Origin of the sequence: Pseudomonas brassicacearum (assembly GCF_003732265.1) — a bacterium.
GTDB lineage: Bacteria > Pseudomonadota > Gammaproteobacteria > Pseudomonadales > Pseudomonadaceae > Aquipseudomonas > Aquipseudomonas brassicacearum_D.
In genome coordinates, this window is record NZ_MOBK01000014.1 from 112959 (window position 1) to 131248 (window position 18290).

Annotated in this window: 19 protein-coding genes; 12 read left to right on the top strand and 7 right to left on the bottom strand. The window is 61.4% G+C overall.

The window, feature by feature from the left end; all coding sequences use genetic code 11:
• Window positions 1–267: 267 nt before the first annotated feature.
• Together BK660_RS28335 and BK660_RS28340 are read left to right on the top strand one after the other, a co-directional pair.
• Complete coding sequence (locus BK660_RS28335; RefSeq protein WP_123436132.1) at window positions 268–1314, top strand: class I SAM-dependent methyltransferase; 1047 nt, start codon at window positions 268–270, stop codon at window positions 1312–1314.
• 88 nt (window positions 1315–1402) lie between these two features.
• Window positions 1403–2245, top strand: coding sequence for an NAD-dependent protein deacetylase (locus tag BK660_RS28340; RefSeq protein ID WP_123436133.1), 843 nt, complete (start codon window positions 1403–1405; stop codon window positions 2243–2245).
• Between the two features lie 142 nt (window positions 2246–2387).
• Here BK660_RS28340 and BK660_RS28345 read toward each other — a convergent pair whose 3' ends face one another.
• The gene (locus BK660_RS28345; RefSeq protein ID WP_123436134.1) at window positions 2388–3287 is read right to left on the bottom strand and encodes a LysR family transcriptional regulator; all 900 of its coding nucleotides are present in this window, start codon (window positions 3285–3287) and stop codon (window positions 2388–2390) included.
• A 174-nt stretch (window positions 3288–3461) separates the two neighbouring features.
• Between BK660_RS28345 and BK660_RS28350 the strand changes: the two genes are divergently transcribed.
• From BK660_RS28350 to BK660_RS28360, 3 genes are read left to right on the top strand one after another with little or no spacing between them, the layout of a single operon-like run.
• Window positions 3462–4160 (top strand): CoA transferase subunit A, encoded by a 699-nt coding sequence (locus BK660_RS28350; RefSeq protein WP_027925230.1) that lies wholly within the window; start codon window positions 3462–3464, stop codon window positions 4158–4160.
• 36 nt (window positions 4161–4196) lie between these two features.
• Window positions 4197–4862 (top strand): CoA transferase subunit B, encoded by a 666-nt coding sequence (locus tag BK660_RS28355; protein ID WP_123436135.1) that lies wholly within the window; start codon window positions 4197–4199, stop codon window positions 4860–4862.
• An 11-nt stretch (window positions 4863–4873) separates the two neighbouring features.
• Window positions 4874–6055 carry an acetyl-CoA C-acetyltransferase gene (locus tag BK660_RS28360; protein WP_123436136.1) on the top strand — a complete coding sequence of 394 codons (1182 nt, stop codon included), beginning with the start codon at window positions 4874–4876 and terminating at the stop codon, window positions 6053–6055.
• Between the two features lie 261 nt (window positions 6056–6316).
• Here BK660_RS28360 and BK660_RS28370 read toward each other — a convergent pair whose 3' ends face one another.
• Entirely contained in the window at window positions 6317–6919 is a 603-nt protein-coding gene (locus BK660_RS28370) for an NADPH-dependent F420 reductase (RefSeq protein WP_123436137.1), read from the bottom strand.
• Window positions 6920–7032: 113 nt separating this feature from the next.
• Between BK660_RS28370 and BK660_RS28375 the strand changes: the two genes are divergently transcribed.
• Window positions 7033–7926 (top strand): LysR family transcriptional regulator, encoded by an 894-nt coding sequence (locus tag BK660_RS28375; protein WP_123436138.1) that lies wholly within the window; start codon window positions 7033–7035, stop codon window positions 7924–7926.
• 37 nt (window positions 7927–7963) lie between these two features.
• On the opposite strand, the gene BK660_RS28380 is transcribed toward BK660_RS28375, so the two are convergent.
• Window positions 7964–9262: an Nramp family divalent metal transporter gene (locus BK660_RS28380; protein WP_473087014.1), complete on the bottom strand. Its 1299-nt coding sequence runs from the start codon at window positions 9260–9262 to the stop codon at window positions 7964–7966.
• A gap of 177 nt (window positions 9263–9439) precedes the next feature.
• On the opposite strand from BK660_RS28380, the gene BK660_RS28385 reads away from it, so the two are divergent.
• From BK660_RS28385 to BK660_RS28400, 4 genes are all read left to right on the top strand, one after another.
• Window positions 9440–10234, top strand: coding sequence for a hypothetical protein (locus BK660_RS28385; RefSeq protein WP_123436140.1), 795 nt, complete (start codon window positions 9440–9442; stop codon window positions 10232–10234).
• Between the two features lie 57 nt (window positions 10235–10291).
• A complete protein-coding gene (yddG, locus tag BK660_RS28390) occupies window positions 10292–11215 on the top strand; it encodes an aromatic amino acid exporter YddG (protein ID WP_123436141.1) in 924 nt (307 codons plus the stop codon).
• Window positions 11216–11297: 82 nt separating this feature from the next.
• Entirely contained in the window at window positions 11298–11969 is a 672-nt protein-coding gene (locus BK660_RS28395; protein ID WP_123436142.1) for a glutathione S-transferase family protein, read from the top strand.
• A gap of 98 nt (window positions 11970–12067) precedes the next feature.
• Entirely contained in the window at window positions 12068–12640 is a 573-nt protein-coding gene (locus tag BK660_RS28400) for a DcrB/PsbP domain-containing protein (RefSeq protein WP_123436143.1), read from the top strand.
• Window positions 12641–12643: 3 nt separating this feature from the next.
• Here the strand turns inward: BK660_RS28400 and BK660_RS28405 are convergent, their stop codons facing one another.
• From BK660_RS28405 to BK660_RS28415, 3 genes are all read right to left on the bottom strand, one after another.
• The gene (locus BK660_RS28405) at window positions 12644–13360 is read right to left on the bottom strand and encodes an alpha/beta hydrolase (RefSeq protein WP_123436144.1); all 717 of its coding nucleotides are present in this window, start codon (window positions 13358–13360) and stop codon (window positions 12644–12646) included.
• A 188-nt stretch (window positions 13361–13548) separates the two neighbouring features.
• Window positions 13549–14661: a succinylglutamate desuccinylase/aspartoacylase family protein gene (locus BK660_RS28410; protein WP_123436145.1), complete on the bottom strand. Its 1113-nt coding sequence runs from the start codon at window positions 14659–14661 to the stop codon at window positions 13549–13551.
• Window positions 14662–14753: 92 nt separating this feature from the next.
• Entirely contained in the window at window positions 14754–15533 is a 780-nt protein-coding gene (locus tag BK660_RS28415) for an ABC transporter substrate-binding protein (RefSeq protein ID WP_123436146.1), read from the bottom strand.
• A gap of 245 nt (window positions 15534–15778) precedes the next feature.
• On the opposite strand from BK660_RS28415, the gene BK660_RS28420 reads away from it, so the two are divergent.
• Window positions 15779–16423, top strand: a complete 645-nt coding sequence (locus BK660_RS28420; protein ID WP_123436147.1) for a type 1 glutamine amidotransferase — start codon at window positions 15779–15781, stop codon at window positions 16421–16423.
• 191 nt (window positions 16424–16614) lie between these two features.
• On the opposite strand, the gene BK660_RS28425 is transcribed toward BK660_RS28420, so the two are convergent.
• A complete protein-coding gene (locus BK660_RS28425; RefSeq protein WP_123436148.1) occupies window positions 16615–17049 on the bottom strand; it encodes a rhodanese-like domain-containing protein in 435 nt (144 codons plus the stop codon).
• A 101-nt stretch (window positions 17050–17150) separates the two neighbouring features.
• Here BK660_RS28425 and ftrA point away from each other — a divergent pair, with 101 nt between their 5' ends.
• Window positions 17151–18125, top strand: a complete 975-nt coding sequence (ftrA, locus tag BK660_RS28430; protein ID WP_123436149.1) for a transcriptional regulator FtrA — start codon at window positions 17151–17153, stop codon at window positions 18123–18125.
• The last annotated feature ends 165 nt before the right edge of the window (window positions 18126–18290 follow it).

Genomic DNA, 18290 nt, shown 5'->3' on the forward strand with positions numbered 1-18290 from the left:
GGCTTGCTCGCGAAGGCGGTGCGTCAGTCGATATTTATGGTGACTGACACACCGCCTTCGCGAGCAAGCCCGCTCCCACAGGGGTTCTGTGTCGATCAGGGAATGGGGCTTTCGTCGCTCCAGCCCGCAGCACGCGGGTCACGAACTAAACTTAGTGCACCCAGGACGTGCATGGGCGTCCTGTTCATTTCCACGACCACCGCCCAGAGCCGAACGCCTCGAAAAACAAGCCCTCTGGACCGTGATCCTGTCAAAGGAGCACACGTGATGGACGAGGCCAGACTCAATGATTTCATGGGCAAACTGGTAAACGACATGGGCGGCGCGGCGATGCTTGCCAATGTCATCCTCGGCGAAGAACTCGGCCTGTACCGGGCCATGGCCGACAGTCAGCCGATCAGCCCCGAGACGCTCGCCGAAAAAACCGGCTGCAACCCCCGTCTGGTGCGCGAATGGCTCAGCGCCCACGCGGCGTCCGGTTACATGGAACACCGCGACGGCCAGTTCCGCCTGCCCGAAGAACAAGCCCTGGCCCTGGCCATCGAAGACTCACCGGTCTACGTCGCCGGCGGTATCGGCGTGGTCGCGTCGTTTTTCCATGACAAGGACAAACTGGTCAAAGCCATGCGCGGCGACGGCGCCCTTCCTTGGGGCGATCACCATCCGTGCATGTTCAGCGGCACCGAACGGTTTTTCCGCCCCGGTTACAAAGCGCACCTGATCGCCGAGTGGCTGCCGGCCCTGGATGGCGTGGTGGCCAAACTGGAGGCCGGCGCGAAAGTCGCGGACATCGGCTGCGGGCATGGCGCGTCGACGGTGATCATGGCCCAGGCGTTCCCGGACTCGCGGTTTGTCGGTTTCGACTATCACGCGCCCTCCGTCACCGTTGCCACCCAACGTGCCGAAGAAGGCGGCGTGTCCGGTCGGGCCCGGTTCTTCCAGGGCACCGCCAAGAGCTACCCCGGCGACGACTATGACCTGGTCTGCTACTTCGACTGCCTGCACGACATGGGCGACCCGGTGGGCGCGGCCAAACATGCCTATGAATCACTGAAACCGGACGGCACCGTGTTGCTGGTGGAACCGTTCGCCAACGACTCGCTCGACGACAACATCACCCCGGTGGGACGGTTGTTCTATGCGGCCTCGACGTTCATCTGCACGCCGAACTCGCTGTCTCAGGAAGTCGGCCTCGGGCTCGGCGCCCAGGCCGGTGAAGCGCGGTTGCGCAAGGTATTCACCGAGGCGGGATTCAAGTCATTCAGGCGCGCCACCGAAACACCGTTCAACCTGATTCTGGAAGCGCGTAAATAAGCCTCGATCATCCCCCGGACAGACGCGCTGTCCGGGTGATCGGTCTGCTACGCTGCACACACTCAAGGCCTTCCCCGGAGTGTTGAACATGCTCGACAGCGTCCTGCGCGAACAACTCGAGCGGCTTCGGCAGCTCATGGCTGAACAGCCGTTCGTGGTGCTGACCGGCGCCGGCATCAGCACCCCGTCGGGCATCCCGGACTACCGCGATAACCAGGGCGTTCGCCGCGGCCGACAACCGATGATGTACCAGGAATTTCTCTCCGCCCCGCAATCGCGGCGACGCTACTGGGCGCGGGCCATGCTCGGCTGGCCGCGTGTGCGTCTGGCGCAACCGAATGTCGCGCACGAGGCGCTGGCCAGCCTGCAAAGCAAGCAGCAGATCAGCGGCCTGATCACCCAGAACGTCGACACCCTGCACGATCAGGCCGGCAGTCACGATGTGATCGAACTGCACGGCAGCCTGCACCGGGTGCTGTGCCTGGATTGCGGGACACACACCGAGCGGGATGTCATTCAGCGATTGATGGAAGCGCAGAATCCTTACCTCGCCGGGGTCGATGCGGTACAGGCGCCGGATGGCGACACCTTGCTGGATGCGGCATTCGAAGCGCGATTTCAGGTGCCACAATGCCCGCATTGCAAGGGTGAGCGGATGAAACCGGACGTGGTGTTTTTTGGCGAGAACGTGGCGCAGGCAACGGCGGCCAGGGCGATGGCAGCGGTGGAAAAGGCTGCGGGGTTGTTGGTGGTCGGGTCGTCGTTGATGGCGTACTCCGCGTTTCGGCTGTGCCGGGCGGTGGCGGATCAAGGGAAGCCGTTGATTGCGATGAATCTGGGGAAGACACGGGCGGATGACATGCTGGATCTGAAGATTGAAGGCTCGTGTGAACAGCTTTTGCCGCTGCTGGCCCAGCGCCTGAACACTTAACAACTGACGAAGACTCAATCAAGTGTGGGAGCGGGCTTGCTCGCGAAGGCGGTGGGTCAGTCGATATTGATGCTGATTGATACACCGCCTTCGCGAGCAAGCCCGCTCCTACATTAGATTTGTGTTGGCTATCGGCCGGTGATCAGTGCGCGGAGAGGGGTTGGCCGAGCTCTTCCTTGAGGATATCGAACAACGCCTGCGCCGCCGCCGACAGTTCGACCCCAGGCTGGGTCAATACACCAATGGTCCGCTCCACCACCGGATCACGCAGGGTAATGCAGCGCGCACCGAGTTCTTGCATCTGCCCTGCGCACAACGCCGGCACCGCGCTCACACCCAATCCACTGGCAACCATTCTGCCAACCGTTGCCAACTGATGACTTTCAAACTCCACCGGCAATTTCATCCCCTGTGCCTGCAAGTGTTCCTCCAGCATCACCCGCACCGTCGACGGGCGCTGCAAGGTAATGAACGGCTCCTTGAGCAGCATCTGCCAATCGATATCATCATGTTCGGTCAGCGGCGAATCCTTCGGCACAATGGCCACGAAGCGGTCCATGTACAGCGGCGTGAACGCCAGCGACGAACTCTGCGTCGGCTCAAACGCCACACCCAGTTCAACCTGGCGGTCACGAACCATTTCCAGCACTTGCTCGTTGATCACGTCATTCACCGTGACATTGACCTTCGGATAACGCGCACGGAAGGTCTTGAGGATCGGCGGCAGCAGGTTGCCGGCAAACGACGGCATGGCCGCCAGGGTCACGCGACCGCGCTGGAGGGTGAAGCGCTGGCGCAGTTCGTCCTCGGCATTGTCCCAATCGGCGATCAAGCGGCGGGCCAGCGGCACCAGCGATTCGCCTTCGGCGGTCAGCGCCACGTTGCGCGTGTTGCGGGTGAACAGGCGCCCGCCTAGGCCCTCTTCCAGCGCCTTGATGGTCAGGCTCAATGCCGATTGCGACAGGTGCAAGCGCTCGCAAGCCACGGCAAAACTCAGGCTCTGGGCCACCGCCAGGAAGGCGCGGATCTGCTTGACTGTCATGGTCGCTTTGCTCCAGCGGTAAGTTATAAGCTTCAAGCGGCAAGATTGAAGCGGCGATTGGTGAGTTTTATCTATCAATCCACCTTAAAAATCAACTTAACAAATGAATACAACAGCGAGACACTCCCCTTCATTCGGCTAGCCAGCCGCCCACAAAGAATAAAAGAGGTGCATATGGCAGGTTTCGACAAGCGCGTGAGTTCCTACGAGGAAGCTCTGGCAGGTCTGGAAGACGGCATGACCGTGATCGCTGGCGGCTTCGGCCTGTGCGGGATCCCGGAAAACCTGATCAACGAGATCAAACGCAAAGGCACCCGCGACCTCACCGTGGTTTCCAACAACTGCGGCGTCGACGGTTTCGGCCTCGGCGTTCTGCTGACCGACCGCCAGATCAGCAAGGTGGTGGCCTCCTACGTCGGCGAAAACAAGCTGTTCGAAGAGCAACTGCTCAAGGGCGAAATCGAAGTCGTCCTGACCCCCCAAGGCACCCTCGCTGAAAAAATGCGCGCTGGCGGTGCCGGCATCCCGGCGTTCTTCACCGCGACTGGCGTTGGCACCCCGGTTGCCGACGGCAAGGAAGTCCGCGAATTCCATGGCCGCAAGTACCTGATGGAAGAGTCCATCACCGGTGACTTCGCCATCGTCAAAGGCTGGAAAGCCGACCATTTCGGTAACGTGATCTATCGTCACACCGCCCAGAACTTCAACCCGCTGGCCGCCACCGCCGGCAAGATCACCGTGGTCGAAGTCGAAGAAATCGTCGAACCCGGCGAGCTGGACCCGGCGCAGATCCACACCCCAGGCATCTACGTCGACCGGATCATCTGCGGCACGTTCGAGAAGCGCATCGAACAGCGCACCATCCGTAAGTGATCCCCTGCCCCCGGACCGAATGAAGGAATAACAACAATGGCACTTTCCCGCGAACAAATGGCTCAACGCGTCGCCCGCGAAATGCAGGACGGCTTCTACGTCAACCTGGGCATCGGCATCCCGACCCTGGTCGCCAACTACATCCCTGAAGGCATGGAAGTCATGCTGCAGTCGGAAAACGGCCTGCTCGGCATGGGTCCTTTTCCTACCGAAGAAACCATCGACGCCGACATGATCAACGCCGGCAAACAAACCGTGACCGCACGCACCGGCGCGTCGATTTTCTCCTCGGCCGAGTCCTTCGCCATGATCCGTGGTGGCCATGTCGACCTGACCGTGCTGGGCGCCTTTGAAGTCGACGTGCAAGGCAACATCGCCTCGTGGATGATTCCCGGCAAACTGGTCAAGGGCATGGGCGGCGCCATGGACCTGGTGGCGGGTGCTGACAACATCATCGTCATCATGACCCACGCGTCCAAGGACGGTGAGTCCAAGCTGCTGGAGCAATGCAGCCTGCCGCTGACCGGCGCCGGGTGCATCAAGCGCGTATTGACCGACCTGGCTTACCTGGAAATCGAAAATGGCGCATTTGTCCTCAAGGAACGCGCACCTGGCGTCAGCGTCGAAGAGATCGTCGCCAAGACTGCGGGTAAACTGATCGTTCCCGATCATGTTCCAGAAATGCAGTTCGCTGACCAGTGAGGAATTCCCCCATGCAAGACGTCGTCATTGTCGCCGCCACCCGCACTGCCATCGGCAGTTTCCAGGGCTCTCTGGCCGGCGTTTCCGCGGTTGACCTCGGCGCGGCGGTGATCCGTCAGCTGCTGACGCAAACCGGCCTGAACCCGGCTGAAGTCGATGAAGTGATCATGGGCCAGGTCCTGACCGCCGGTGCCGGGCAAAACCCTGCGCGCCAGTCCGCGATCAAGGCCGGCCTGCCGTTCACCGTGCCGGCCATGACCCTGAACAAGGTCTGCGGTTCGGGCCTCAAGGCCCTGCACCTGGCCACCCAGGCGATTCGCTGCGGCGATGCCGACGTGATCATTGCCGGCGGCCAGGAAAACATGAGCCTGTCCAACTACGTGATGCCGGGCGCTCGCACCGGTCTGCGCATGGGTCACGCGCAAATCGTCGACACCATGATCAGCGACGGCCTGTGGGATGCGTTCAACGATTACCACATGGGCATCACCGCCGAGAACCTGGCTGAGAAGTACAACCTGACCCGCGAGCAACAGGACGCCTTCGCCGCGGCCTCCCAGCAAAAAGCCACGGCCGCCATCGAAGCCGGGCGTTTTGTCGATGAGATCACGCCGATCCTGATTCCTCAGCGCAAGGGCGATCCGCTGTCCTTCGCCACCGATGAACAGCCGCGCGCCGGCACCACCGCTGAAGCGCTGGGCAAGCTGAAACCGGCGTTCAAGAAGGACGGTTCGGTGACCGCCGGCAACGCATCGTCGCTGAACGACGGCGCCGCTGCCGTGATCCTGATGAGCGCCGACAAGGCCAAGGCCCTCGGTCTGCCCGTGCTGGCGACAATCGCTGCTTACGCCAATGCCGGCGTAGACCCGGCGATCATGGGCATCGGCCCGGTATCGGCCACGCGCCGTTGCCTGAGCAAGGCCGGTTGGTCCATCGACCAACTCGACCTGATCGAAGCCAACGAAGCCTTCGCCGCACAATCGCTGGCGGTGGCCAAGGACCTGGAATGGGACTTGAACAAGGTCAATGTCAACGGCGGCGCCATCGCCCTGGGCCACCCGATCGGTGCATCGGGCTGCCGCGTGCTGGTGACCTTGCTGCATGAAATGATCAAGCGTGACGCCAAGAAAGGCCTCGCCACCCTGTGCATCGGCGGTGGTCAGGGCGTGGCATTGGCGATCGAACGAGCGTAAAGCGTTCATCAGACTGCGCGGGGACCCACGAAGATCCGCTGCAGCCTGGCAACACCCCCGGTGCTTCTGTGGCGAGGGGGCTTGCCCCCGTTGGGTTGCGCAGCAACCCCCAAAATGTCGGTATTGGTCGAAAATTTTGGGGGAGCGCTTCGCACTCCAACGGGGGCAAGCCCCCTCGCCACAAAAAACACTCTGGCCACAGCTAGTCAGTGCCTACATGAACTGACTGGCATCAGATGCACCGGGTTCTTTTACCTGCCGTCAGGCAAATTTCACCAGATTCTGCAACGGCAGCGGGCCGCCTGGAAACTGCGTCAGCCGCGCCCCGATACTCAACTCCCCAAGATCAATCCCGAAGAAGCCCAGCTGTTCGATCAGCGCCGCCACTTGAGCTTTCGCATCGGCATCATCACCCGAGAGAAACAGCACCCGCCGCCCGCCCTCCGCTGCCGGATCGCTTTCCAGAAAACGCGCTGGAAGGTGATTGAACGCCTTCACTACCCGCGCACCGGGCACCCATTCGGCAAACACCTCGCTAGACATCCGCCCGTTCAGATCAACGGCCTTGAACAACGGCGCTTCAATCGAGTTGTTTGCATCAATGACAATCCGACCGCCGAAATCCGGCAGGCCGCCCAGCGCGGTCGGCAACTTCGACCAGTTCACCGCGATCAGTACAATCGGCTGCGCGGCCGCTTCTTCGCGGGTGCCGGCACGTGCCGTCGGCCCGAGTTCTTCTACCAGCGAAGCCAGGGTTTGCGGTCCGCGGCTGTTGGCAATGACCAGTTCGATGCCTTGACGCGAGAGGGCTCTGGCAAAGGCTGCGCCGATGGCACCGGCGCCGATAATTCCGATAGTGCTCATGAATATTCACTCCGAGGGGGTTGTCGTTGGCGTGAATACTGCGCTTGCCATTAGCGCTTGATTAGCCGGTAATGCCTTGAATGATTTTCAAGCATTACTAGCAGGTGTCGCTCATGGAAACCCTCGCCAATCTTGAATCCTTTGTGCGTAGCGCCGAAACCGGCAGCTTTTCCGCGGCGGCACGCTTGCTGGCGCTGACGCCCGCTGCTGTCAGTCGTAACGTGGCGATGCTTGAGCGAAACATCGGTGTGCGGCTGTTCCAGCGCTCGACCCGCAAGCTGTCGCTGACCGAGGCCGGCGAGGGATTTTTGGCAAGCATTGGCGGCAATCTGGAGGCGTTGCAGGCGGCGATCAATGCAGTGAGCAGCGACCGGGGCGAGCCTGCCGGCGTGCTCAAAGTCAGCCTCGCACCGACGTTTGGTATCGGCCATGTGCTGCCATTGCTGCCGGCCTTTCTTGAGCGTTATCCATTGATCAAACCGGAATGGCACTTCGAAAACCGCCCCGTGGATTTGATTGCCGAAGGCTACGACGCGGCCATCGGCGGCGGCTTCGAACTGACACCCGGTGTGGTCTCGCGCACGCTGGCCGCGGCGGATGTGGTGGCGGTGGCGTCTCCCGCTTATCTGGCGGGACGAGCGTTACCCGACGATCCGACACAGTTGTCCCGATTCAACGGCATCGTGATGCGCGGCAGTCGCACCGGGCGGATTCGTCAGTGGGTCATGCAGGATGGCGCGGGTCATGAAGCGCCGGTCAGTCTGAACGAAACCATCGTGCTCAATGACCCGGCGGCCATGCGCGAAGCGGCCCTGCTCGGTTTGGGTGTGACGCTGCTGGTGTTGCCGGACGTGAGCGCCCACCTCCAGCGTGGCGAACTGGTGCGCTTGCTGCCCGACTGGCACGCGGATGCGGGACCGATTTCGCTGTACTACCCGAGCCGGACGCTGATGCCGGCCAAGACACGGGTGTTTATTGACTTTGTGGTTGAGGCTTTCCAGCAATAAACCGAGTCATCGTTCATCGCGAGCAGGGCCAGCCCGGTCACCCCAGAAACTGCAAGATCAACCAGCTATTCGCTCCACTGATCACCACAAACAATCCCCACGCCAACACTCGCGTCGGCCAGCGATTCACAAACGTCCCCATCAACGTGTGATCGTTGGTCATGCGAATCAACGGGTACAACGCAAACGGCAATTGCAGACTCAACACCACCTGACTCAGCACCAGCAACTTGCCAATCGCACTGTCACCCATCAGCCAGACGCCGATGAACGCCGGAATCAGCGCCAGCCCCCGGGTGATCAAGCGCCGTTGCCAGCACGGAATCCGCAGGTTCAGGAACCCCTCCATGATCACCTGCCCGGCGATGGTCCCGGTAAAGGTCGAACTCTGCCCAGATGCCAGCAACGCCACGCCGAACAACACGCTGGCCAACGCCCCACCCACCAGCGGATCCAGCAAGTGATAGGCATCCTGGATGTCCACCACATCGGTATGCCCGGTCTTGTGGAACGCGGCCGCCGCGAGAATCAGGATCGCCGCGTTCACCAGCAGCGCCAACGCCAGCGAACCGATGGTGTCGATACGCGCCAGGTTCACCGCGTCCTGCTTGCTCGCCAGGTCCTTGCCGATCATTCGGGTCTGCACGATCGAGGTGTGCAGGTACAGGTTATGCGGCATCACCGTGGCCCCGAGAATGCCGATGGCCAGGTACAGCGGCGCGGCATCGCCAATCTCGGACAGTGACGGCGTGAAGCCGCGCGCCACGTCCGGCCAGTAAGGTTTGATCAGCAGCAATTCGACGAAAAAACACACGCCGATGGTGCTCACCAGCACCAGCATGATCGCTTCCAGGCGACGGAAACCACGGTTTTGCAGGGCCAGCACCAGCAGCGTGTCGAACGCGGTCAAGGCGATGCCGAACGTCAGTGAACACCCGAGCAACAGATGGAAGGCCAAGGCACAACCGAGCACTTCGGCAAGGTCGGTGGCAATGATCGAGATTTCCGCCAACACCCACTGCGTGCGTGCCGTGCGCGTGCTGTAGCGCTCGCGGGACAACTGCGCCAGATCACGCCCGGTGGCGATGCCCAGACGCGAACACAAGCACTGCACCACCATCCCCGCCAGACTCGCCAACAACACCACAAACAACAGGCTGTAGCCAAAGCGCGAACCGGCCTCAATGGCAGTCGCCCAGTTGCCCGGGTCCATATAGCCGATGGACACCAGCAAACCCGGCCCGGCAAAGCTCAGCACCCGTTTGAAGAACGATGCGCGCGGATCAACGGGAACGGTGCCGGCCACTTCCGGCGGGCAGAACGGCGCCGTGGCGATTTTGGGTAGACTGAATTTCACATACACATCCAGAAACAGGTGAAAGGGAGCAGCTTAGACGCTTCGCCCGGCACACCCAAGGGGCGGCGGCTTTGTATACAAAACCCGCCAATCTATAGAGCAATTCATCGCGCACGATGCTAACGTTGCCGCCTCTCTCAGGAAGGAGACGCGTGCGTGCTGATGCTCAAACTGCTGGTAATTCCCGGATTTCTGTTGCTGATTTCCCTGGCCGGTAAACGCTGGGGTCCGAGCGTGGCCGGTTGGCTGTCCGGGTTGCCGGTGGTGGTCGGGCCGATCCTGTTCTTCCTCGCCATCGAGCAAGGCGAAGAGTTTGCCGCCCAATCGGCGACGGCCGCGTTGTCGGCGATGTTCGCGATGATTGCCTTCTGCGTGACCTATGCCCAGGTTGCCCAGCGCGCCGGTTGGCCGTTGGCGCTGCTGGTGTCGCTGTCCGTCTGGGCCTTGGCAGCGGTCATCCTGTCGCTGATCCCGCCGTCCCTGGTGTTCTCGGTGATCGCCGCGGCGACGGCGCTGCTCGCCGCGCCTTACCTGTTTCCCAAGGTACAGCCACTGGTGTCCGGCCCGGCGCCGAAGTCCGATAAATTGCTGCTGCGCATGATGGCCGGCGCCCTGCTCACCCTCGCGGTCACGTTGCTGGCGAGCACCGTCGGCGAACGCTGGAGCGGCTTGCTCGCGGTGTTCCCGGTGTTGGGCAGCGTGATGGCGGTGTTTTCCCAGCAAACACGCGGCCCGGCATTTACCGCCGCGTTGCTGCGCGCCACGGCAACCGGCATGTATTCGTTCGCGGCGTTTTGTCTGGTATTGGCGTTGGCGTTACCACCTATGGGGCTGACTGCGTTTGCCCTCGGCGTCGCGGTGTCCGTGGCGATGCTCGGGGTCACTCGGCAATTGCTGGCGCGCCCGGTCAGCCCGACGACCGAGCCTGGACGATCCGCGATCAACCGCTAAGCTCCTTCACAGTTGCGGGCCAGGATGTCGCCCGTTCACCGTGCTGAAGGACCAGACATGAAACACGCCACGCTCCCCGTGCGCTCTGCCCGCTCAGCCACCGCCGTGGGCGTTGTCGCCATATTCCTCTGGTCCTGCCTCGCGCTGCTGACTACCCTCACCCAAGGCATTCCGCCCTTTCAGCTGATGGCGCTCGGTTTCGGCGTGGCCTTCGCGGCGAGCGTGGTCATTCTGGGGCGACGCGGCATCGCCGGTTTCAGCAGCTGGCGACAACCCTGGGCCGTTTGGGCGACCGGGTTCAGCGGAATCTTCGTCTATCACGCACTGTATTTTTTCGCCCTCAAAGCCGCGCCGGCCGCCGAAGCCAGCCTGATCAACTACCTCTGGCCGCTGTTGCTGGTGTTGTTGTCAGCGTTTTCGGCCGGGGAAAAGCTGCACAAGCGACAAATGCTCGGCGCACTGCTCGGGCTCGCCGGCACGGCGTTCATCATGCAGCAACACGCACCGGTGGCGGGTGCGGCGATGCCGGTGGCCGGGTATCTCGCGGCGTTTGGCTGTGCGCTGATCTGGGCCGTTTATTCAGTGTTCAATCGACGCTTCAGCGACGTGCCCAGCAACACCATCGGCGGTGTCTGCGGCTTGGTGGCCATTGGCGGGCTTATCTGCCATCTGCTGTTTGAAACCACGGTCTGGCCGGATGCCGGTCAATGGGCCGCCATCATTTGCCTTGGCCTGGGACCGGTGGGCCTGGCGTTTTTGGCCTGGGACCACGCCACCAAGCACGGCAGTCTGGCGACGTTGGGGGCGCTTTCCTACCTGGCGCCGCTGATTTCCACACTGCTGTTGATCACCGTGGGCGACAGCCAGGCCGGTCCGATTTTGATCGTGCCTGCGCTATTGATCATCGGTGGTGCGGTGATTGCCACCACGCGGCCCTCCGAGAAGGCTGTCGCAACACGTTCGATAACCTCGAACGAGTAAAGCAACAACCTCGTACGTCAATCGAACGGGTTTCCCTCAACATCAGCCTCAGTTCACAACCCACCCGACTGAGGCCTACACCATGAAATTCTTTTTCCACCCTTCGCCTAACCCGATGAAAGTTGCCCTGCTGCTTGAAGAACTGCAAACGCCTTACGAATTGATCGGCGTCGACACCTTCAAGGGCGAGCAACACCTGCCAGCCTTTTTGGCGATCAACCCGAACGCCAAGGTTCCGGCACTCGTTGACGGCGATGCCACCGTGTTCGACTCCCAGGCGATCCTGCTGCACCTGGCGCAAAAACATCAGCACTTCCTGCCCACCACCGCTGCCGGTAATGCCGAGATGCTGTCGTGGCTGATGTTCATCGCCACCGGCCTGTCGCCGTTCTCGGGTCAAGCCGTACACTTCCTGCACCACGCGCCGGAAGACCTGGCGTACGCGAAAAACCGCTACCTTAAAGAAGTGGAACGTCACTACCGCGTACTCGACCAGCGCCTGGCCGATCATCAATACCTCGCTGGCGACACCTACAGCATCGCCGACATGGCGCTCTGGGGCTGGGCCAACTACGCGCCGTACATCCTCGGCGAGAACGGCCTGGCGGCGTACCCGAACGTCAAGCGCCTGTTCGATGAAATCAGCACCCGCCCGGCCGCTCAACGTGCCCACGGCTTGAAAGAGAAACTGGTGCTCAAGGCCGAGTTCGACGAAGAAACCCGTCGCAACCTGTTCCCGCAAAACCAGGCCTGACGGTCAAATCCAACTCCAAACCACCGCCGTGCTGGAATGCTTCACAACGTCCATGGGATGATCGCCCGCTTAGCGCGATCATCCCTGGAGTTTTTTGCATGTCACTGTTGAGTAAAAAAGCCGTTGTCCTGTTGCTGACGGCGGTTGCCAGTCTGGGCGCGTTGAATGCACAGGCCGCCAAGGCCACCGCCACCGCGCCTTCGTCCTCGCAGAAAGTCTCGATGCTGGGCGGCAAGTTCACCTTCTCCCTGCCCAAGGGCTTTACCGCCAACACGCTGCCGGCCAGCCCGTCAGGCGCCAGCGGCACCATGTACACCAACGAAACCACCAAAACCGTAGTGATCGCCGCGGAAAACAATCTGCCGGCCGACGTCACCGTCAAAGACAACGACGGCGCGTTTCTCGACGGTACAGCCGCCGATTTCGAAGCCGCACAACGCAAGGCCCTGCCGGACTTCAACAAACTCAGCGAAAAAAGCCTGACGCAGAAAGCGTCAGGCCTGGGGCTGCGTCAAGTGGACAGCACCGCCACCCAAGGGGGCGGCATGACCCTCAACACCACGCTGATGGCGGCGTCGGGTAACCGCATGGCGGTGGTTCAGGTAATTTCCCGCCCAGGTGACATGGCGGCGCACGAAACGCTGATCAAACAAATCGTCACCGGCAAGTAAGCCTCAAGGGTTGAGGCGCTGCAGCCAGGCGTTCAAATCCACAATCTCGGCCTCACTGATGTTGTGGCCAAGTCCTTCGTAGCCATGAAACTCAGGCGTGAGGGACAGGCTTTTCAGCAGGGTGTCGGCGTCTGTACCGTCCTTGTACGGCAGGCGGTTGTCCTCTTTGCCATGACCGATGAAGATCGCCAGTTTCTGGCGACTTTCATCCGGTTTGAGCGCGGATTTGAGCACCGGCAGAATCCGCCCGCTCAACGCCGCAATCCCGCCGACTGCCTCGGGATGACGCAACGCCACTTCGTAGGACATGATCGCGCCCTGGCTGAATCCCACCAGGAACACCTTGTCGGGTTCGGTGTGATATTTCTTCGCCGCCTGGGCGATGAAATCCTGCAGCACCTGGCCGCTGGACTTCAAATCGCCAGTCTTGCCGTTATAGGCGCCCTCGCCCTTCTTGGTAAACCACTGGTAGCTGCCCTCTTCCAGGGTCATCGGCGCTCGCACTGACAAGTAGGTGTAGGTCGCGGGCAGATCATCCTTGATGCCGAACAGGTCCTGCTCGTTGCTGCCGTAACCGTGGAGGAAAATCACCAGTGGCTGGTGTTGCGACTCAGGGTTGGCTTGTTCCAGGTACTTGAGGGGCAGATCGGTCTGCAGCGGGGTTTGAGCGTGGACCGCGGCGGATGCCAGCAGCGTTAGCAGGGCGAGAAATTTCAACATTGGCCTTCCTTTAAAGAAACAGGATTCGGGGGTGAGCCTAGCACTGTGAAACCTGCCGCGGGATTTTGGGTGTTGCTGATGCCGCCTTCGCGAGCAAGCCCGCTCCCACATTTGATCAGTGTTGACTCGGTCAAATGTGGGAGCGGGCTTGCTCGCGAAGGGGCCTATGAGGCATCAGAGACTCCGGATCAGTCGTTGATCAGTTTCCCCACCCGAATCGGCTCACGCCCCGCCACTTTCGCCTGCCACGTCCCCGGCTGCGTATACCGCCCGCGATCAATCGCGAACAACACACCGCTGGTCCCGGCGCGCACGGTGGTCACCCGGTCATTCAACGGGTCGACCACTTCAAACAGTGCATCGCCCCGCTCCACCCACTCACCGGCATCGCGCAAGAAGCTCACCACCCCATGATGCGGCGCGAACAGGTACTCGGTGCCTTCGAACGGCATGCCTTCACAGCACTCACTCGGCGCCTCCGGCCAGTCGCCCTTGATAAAACCCTGCTCGGCCAGGAAGCCGAGGATGGCCTCGCAGTTGGCCTGCGCCTGATCCACCCGCGTGTCGCCCATGCTGCCCAGCTCCAACGTCGTCGCCAGGTTGGCCGGGGGAATAGCTGCCTCAGGAAACGCCCGCGCCAGACGCAACCACGGCGAAGAACAGGATTCGTCGAACGAGCTGCCGCCGGAATCTTCACACAGCAGCGCCACGCCAGCCTTGAGCCGCGCGGCCAGGGATTGCCATTGCGGCCAGTGCTGCGGCAAGGCATAGATATGAATCGCCGCGTCGAAATCGCAATGTAGATCGAGGGTGATGTCGGCATCGCACGCATGGCGCAACAGCAAACGGTGCATGGCTTCCAGTTGCGAGGCCGGTGCCGGCAGACCATCGAGCACCTGGCCCATGGTCTGGCGAATCAGGGCAATGTTGGCCGGCGCATCGTCGCCCAATCGGTCACCGATCAACGCGGCCACCGGTGCGCTGAGCTCGACAAACGAGCGGTTGAAATTCTTGCCGCTGCCCAGTTCGAAGCGGCCCATGTGGCTGCCTTGCAGGTGCTGATCGAGGCCGATCGGGTTGGCCACCGGCACCAGTTCAATCACGCCTTGCAGTTGGCCCTGGGCTTCGATTTCGGCCAGGCGTTTCTTCAATTCCCACGCCGTGCGCATGCCCGGCAGTTCGTCCGCATGCAGGCTGGCCTGGATGTAAACCTTGCGCGTGCCCGCGCCGTAGCGAAACACGCTGAGGGTACGTTCGGTGCCCAGGTGGCTCCAGGGCAGTGAATGGTCGATGCGTTGCACGGTGAACTCCTGATGCCTGAACGGTGTTGCTAGAGAATGCACAAAAAAAATGGCAACCGCGTCAACGGTTGCCACTTTTTCAAACGGCGTGATTACTCGCCGTAAACGTCAAACTTGAAGTACTTGTCTTGCACTTGCTTGTACTTGCCGTTGGCGCGGATTTCGGTGATAGCAGCGTTGAACTGATCGGCCAGGGCAGTATCGCCCTTGCGCACGGCAATGCCGGCGCCGCCACCGAAGTATTTAGGATCGTTGTATTCAGGGCCGACGAAGGCAAAACCTTTACCGGCGTCGGTTTTCAGGAAACCGTCGTCCAGGTTGACCGAGTCGGCCAGCAGCGCGTCAACGCGGCCAGAGACCATGTCCAGGTTGGCTTCCTGCTGCGAGCCGTAACGCACCAGTTCGATGCCGGCCGGCACCAGCACTTCGGTGGCGAAACGGTCGTGGGTACTGGCACGCAGCACGCCGACTTTCTTGCCTTTGAGCTCGGTCAGCGGGTCTTTGATGTCGGTGCCGGCCTTCATCACGAAGCGCGCCGGGGTGTGGTAATACTTGATGGTGAAATCGACGTTCTTCTTGCGGTCGTCAGTGATGGTCATGGACGACAGGATCGCGTCGATTTTCTTCACTTTCAGTGCCGGGATCAGGCCGTCGAATTCTTGCTCGACCCAGGTGCACTTCACTTTCATCTGCTCACACAGCGCGTCGCCGATATCGACGTCGAAACCGGTGAGTTTGCCGTCGGGGGTTTTCATCGAGAATGGCGGGTAACCGGCTTCAATACCGATGCGGATCGGCTTGGCGTCTTCGGCCACAGCGGTCAGGGACAACATCGACAGTGCCAGGGCACCGAACATCACTAGCTTTTTCATTTATAACTCCCGTGTGCGGAGACTTTTATTGGCAGCTTACGATTGGCATTCGGCCGGTGAAAACCGAAGTGGCCGGCAGTCTAGAGTGGCTTCAAATGGGCAAATTGTGTTTAAGCGACAAATACTTATAGAAAAGTGGCTCGCGTGATGGAGCCCCTTGAAGTGTGCGCCACGGCGGTGCACAGACTGTAGGACAAGTCCTTTTATCAGGCAAAACCTACACACAAATACGACAGGGAATCCTGATGCCAATATTGAACCTGATCCAGCACCACCCCGCCGAAGGTCCGGGGGCGATTGCTGAATGGGCCACGTCCCGAGCGTTGACGCTGAACGTCTTTCGCGCCGACCTCGGCCAATTGCCGCCCGTGAGCGCGACAGCGGTGATTGTGTTGGGTGGGCCTTATGAATCCGATGCCGGGCCACAGTGGCTGGAAGCCGAACGGCAGTGGCTGGCGGGTAGCCTGGATCAGGGCGCTCCGGCGTTTGCGATTTGCCTGGGGGCGCAGTTGCTGGCGTTGAGTCTGGGCGGACGGGTGCGGCGGATGGATCAAACCGAAACCGGCTGGACTGAGGTGACGTTCGCCGATGGTCAGCGGTTGAAGGTGCTGGAGTGGCACGAAGACGCGATTGATCTGCCGCCTGGCGCGCAATTGCTCGCCAGCAGCGCGCAATGCGAACAGCAGATGTATCGCGTGGGCCCGACGCGGGTGGGGCTGCAGTTCCATCCGGAGTGGAATGCCGCGTCGGTGGCGATGCTCAATGAGCACTTTGGTAAGGAGTCGCCGTTGCCTCGGGGTGAACAGGACAGCGCCGCCTACGCCGCCGTTTATGACTGGTTGCAGGCGACGCTGGATGGGTGGTGGGCGGATTCCTCAACCCTTCGGTGAACTTCTGGAGTCGAGGCTTTGCGGTGAGAGGGCTTTTGTGGCGAGGGAGCTTGCTCCCGCTGGGTCGCGGAGCGGCCCCAAAACCGGTACCCGCAGTGCATCAGGCATACCGCGTCCTTCTCGATTACGACTGCTGCGCAGCCGAGCGGGAGCAAGCTCCCTCGCCACAGGTGTTCTGTGTTTCTTGAATTTCAGCATTCGCAGCCAATGACGGTGCTCGCCGGACGAGGCACCACCGAGCTCAACTCAAACCCTTCATCCAGCCACCCCGTCACCCCGCCGATCATTTCCTTGACCGGGTAACCCAGCGCCGCAAGTTTCACCGCGGCCTTGTTGGCGCCGTTGCAATGCGGTCCCGCGCAATACACCACGAATAAACTGCTTTTCGGGTAAGCCGCCAGACCTTCAGCGGTCAGCAATCGCCCCGGAATGTTGATCGCGCCCGGCACATGGCCGCGCTCGAACGCCAGCGGACCGCGCACATCCACCAGCACAAAATCCACCTCGCCGGCCTGCTGACTGGCGTGAACGTCGGAACAATCGGTCTCGAACGTCAGACGGTTACTGAAATGCATCAAGGCAATGGCCGAAGGGGCGGCGGGGATTTCGCGAACCAGGCTGGTCATGTTCTGTACTCCATAGTGTGTGCGGGTGTGAGAAGACTTTATCCGCCCGCCACTTGCCGCTACAGTGGCGCACAAGACACTCACCGGGAACTTTCCGCCAAATGCCGCCTAACCCTGGCTTGGTCGCGATTCTGGCCTACGACGGCCTCTGTACTTTCGAATTCGGCATCGCCGTGGAGATCTTCGGCCTGGCGCGGCCCGAGTTCGACTTCCCGTGGTACGAACACCGGATTGTCGCCGTGGACCAAGGCCCGATGCGCGCCATGGGCGGCATTCAAGTACTGGCCGATGGCGGCATGGAGCTGCTCGCAGACGCCCGGACCATCATCATTCCCGGCTGGCGCGACCGTAACGCGCCGGTGCCCGAACACTTGCTCGACGCCTTGCGCAAGGCCCATGCCCGGGGCGCGCGATTGCTGTCGATCTGCTCCGGGGTGTTTGTGCTGGCGGCGACCGGGTTGCTCGACGGTCACGGCGCTACCACCCATTGGCGTTACACCACTGAACTGGCGGAGCGTTTTCCGCACATTCTGGTGGACCCGCAGGTGTTGTATGTCGACTCCGGCCAACTGATCACCTCGGCCGGCAGCGCGGCAGGCATCGATGCCTGTCTGCACCTGTTGGCGCGGGATTTCGGTACGCAAGTGGCGAACACGGTGGCGCGACGGCTGGTGATGTCGCCGCAACGCACCGGTGGCCAGGCGCAGTTTATTCCGACGCCGGTCAGCCCGACACCGCGCAGCGATGTGTCACGCGTCATGCAATGGGCCCGGGAACGCTTGCACCAACCGCTGGAGGTTCGTGAACTGGCGAGTGAAGCGGCAATGAGTGAGCGGACGTTTTTGCGCCGGTTTACCGAAGCCACCGGAATGCCGCCCAAAGCCTGGTTGCAGCATGAGCGATTGGCGCGGGCCCGGGAGTTGCTGGAGAGCACCGGGCAGAATACGGATCAGATTGCCGAGCAGTGCGGGTATCGGTCGGTGGAGAGTTTTCGGGTGGCGTTTCGGGGGGTGGTGGGGGTGCCGCCGTCGGTGTATCGGGAGCGGTTTGGGCGTGGGGTCAAAGCGATAATTTAAGGTGGCTTTGAGGGCCCCTTCGCGAGCAAGCCCGCTCCCACATTTAACCGTGTTTTTCCAGAGGAATGCGGTCTAATGTGGGAGCGGGCTTGCTCGCGAAGGGGGACTGTCAGATATTTTGTGTGCGGGCCGTTAACGGCCTGCCGTTAGGCAGCCATGCTTTTA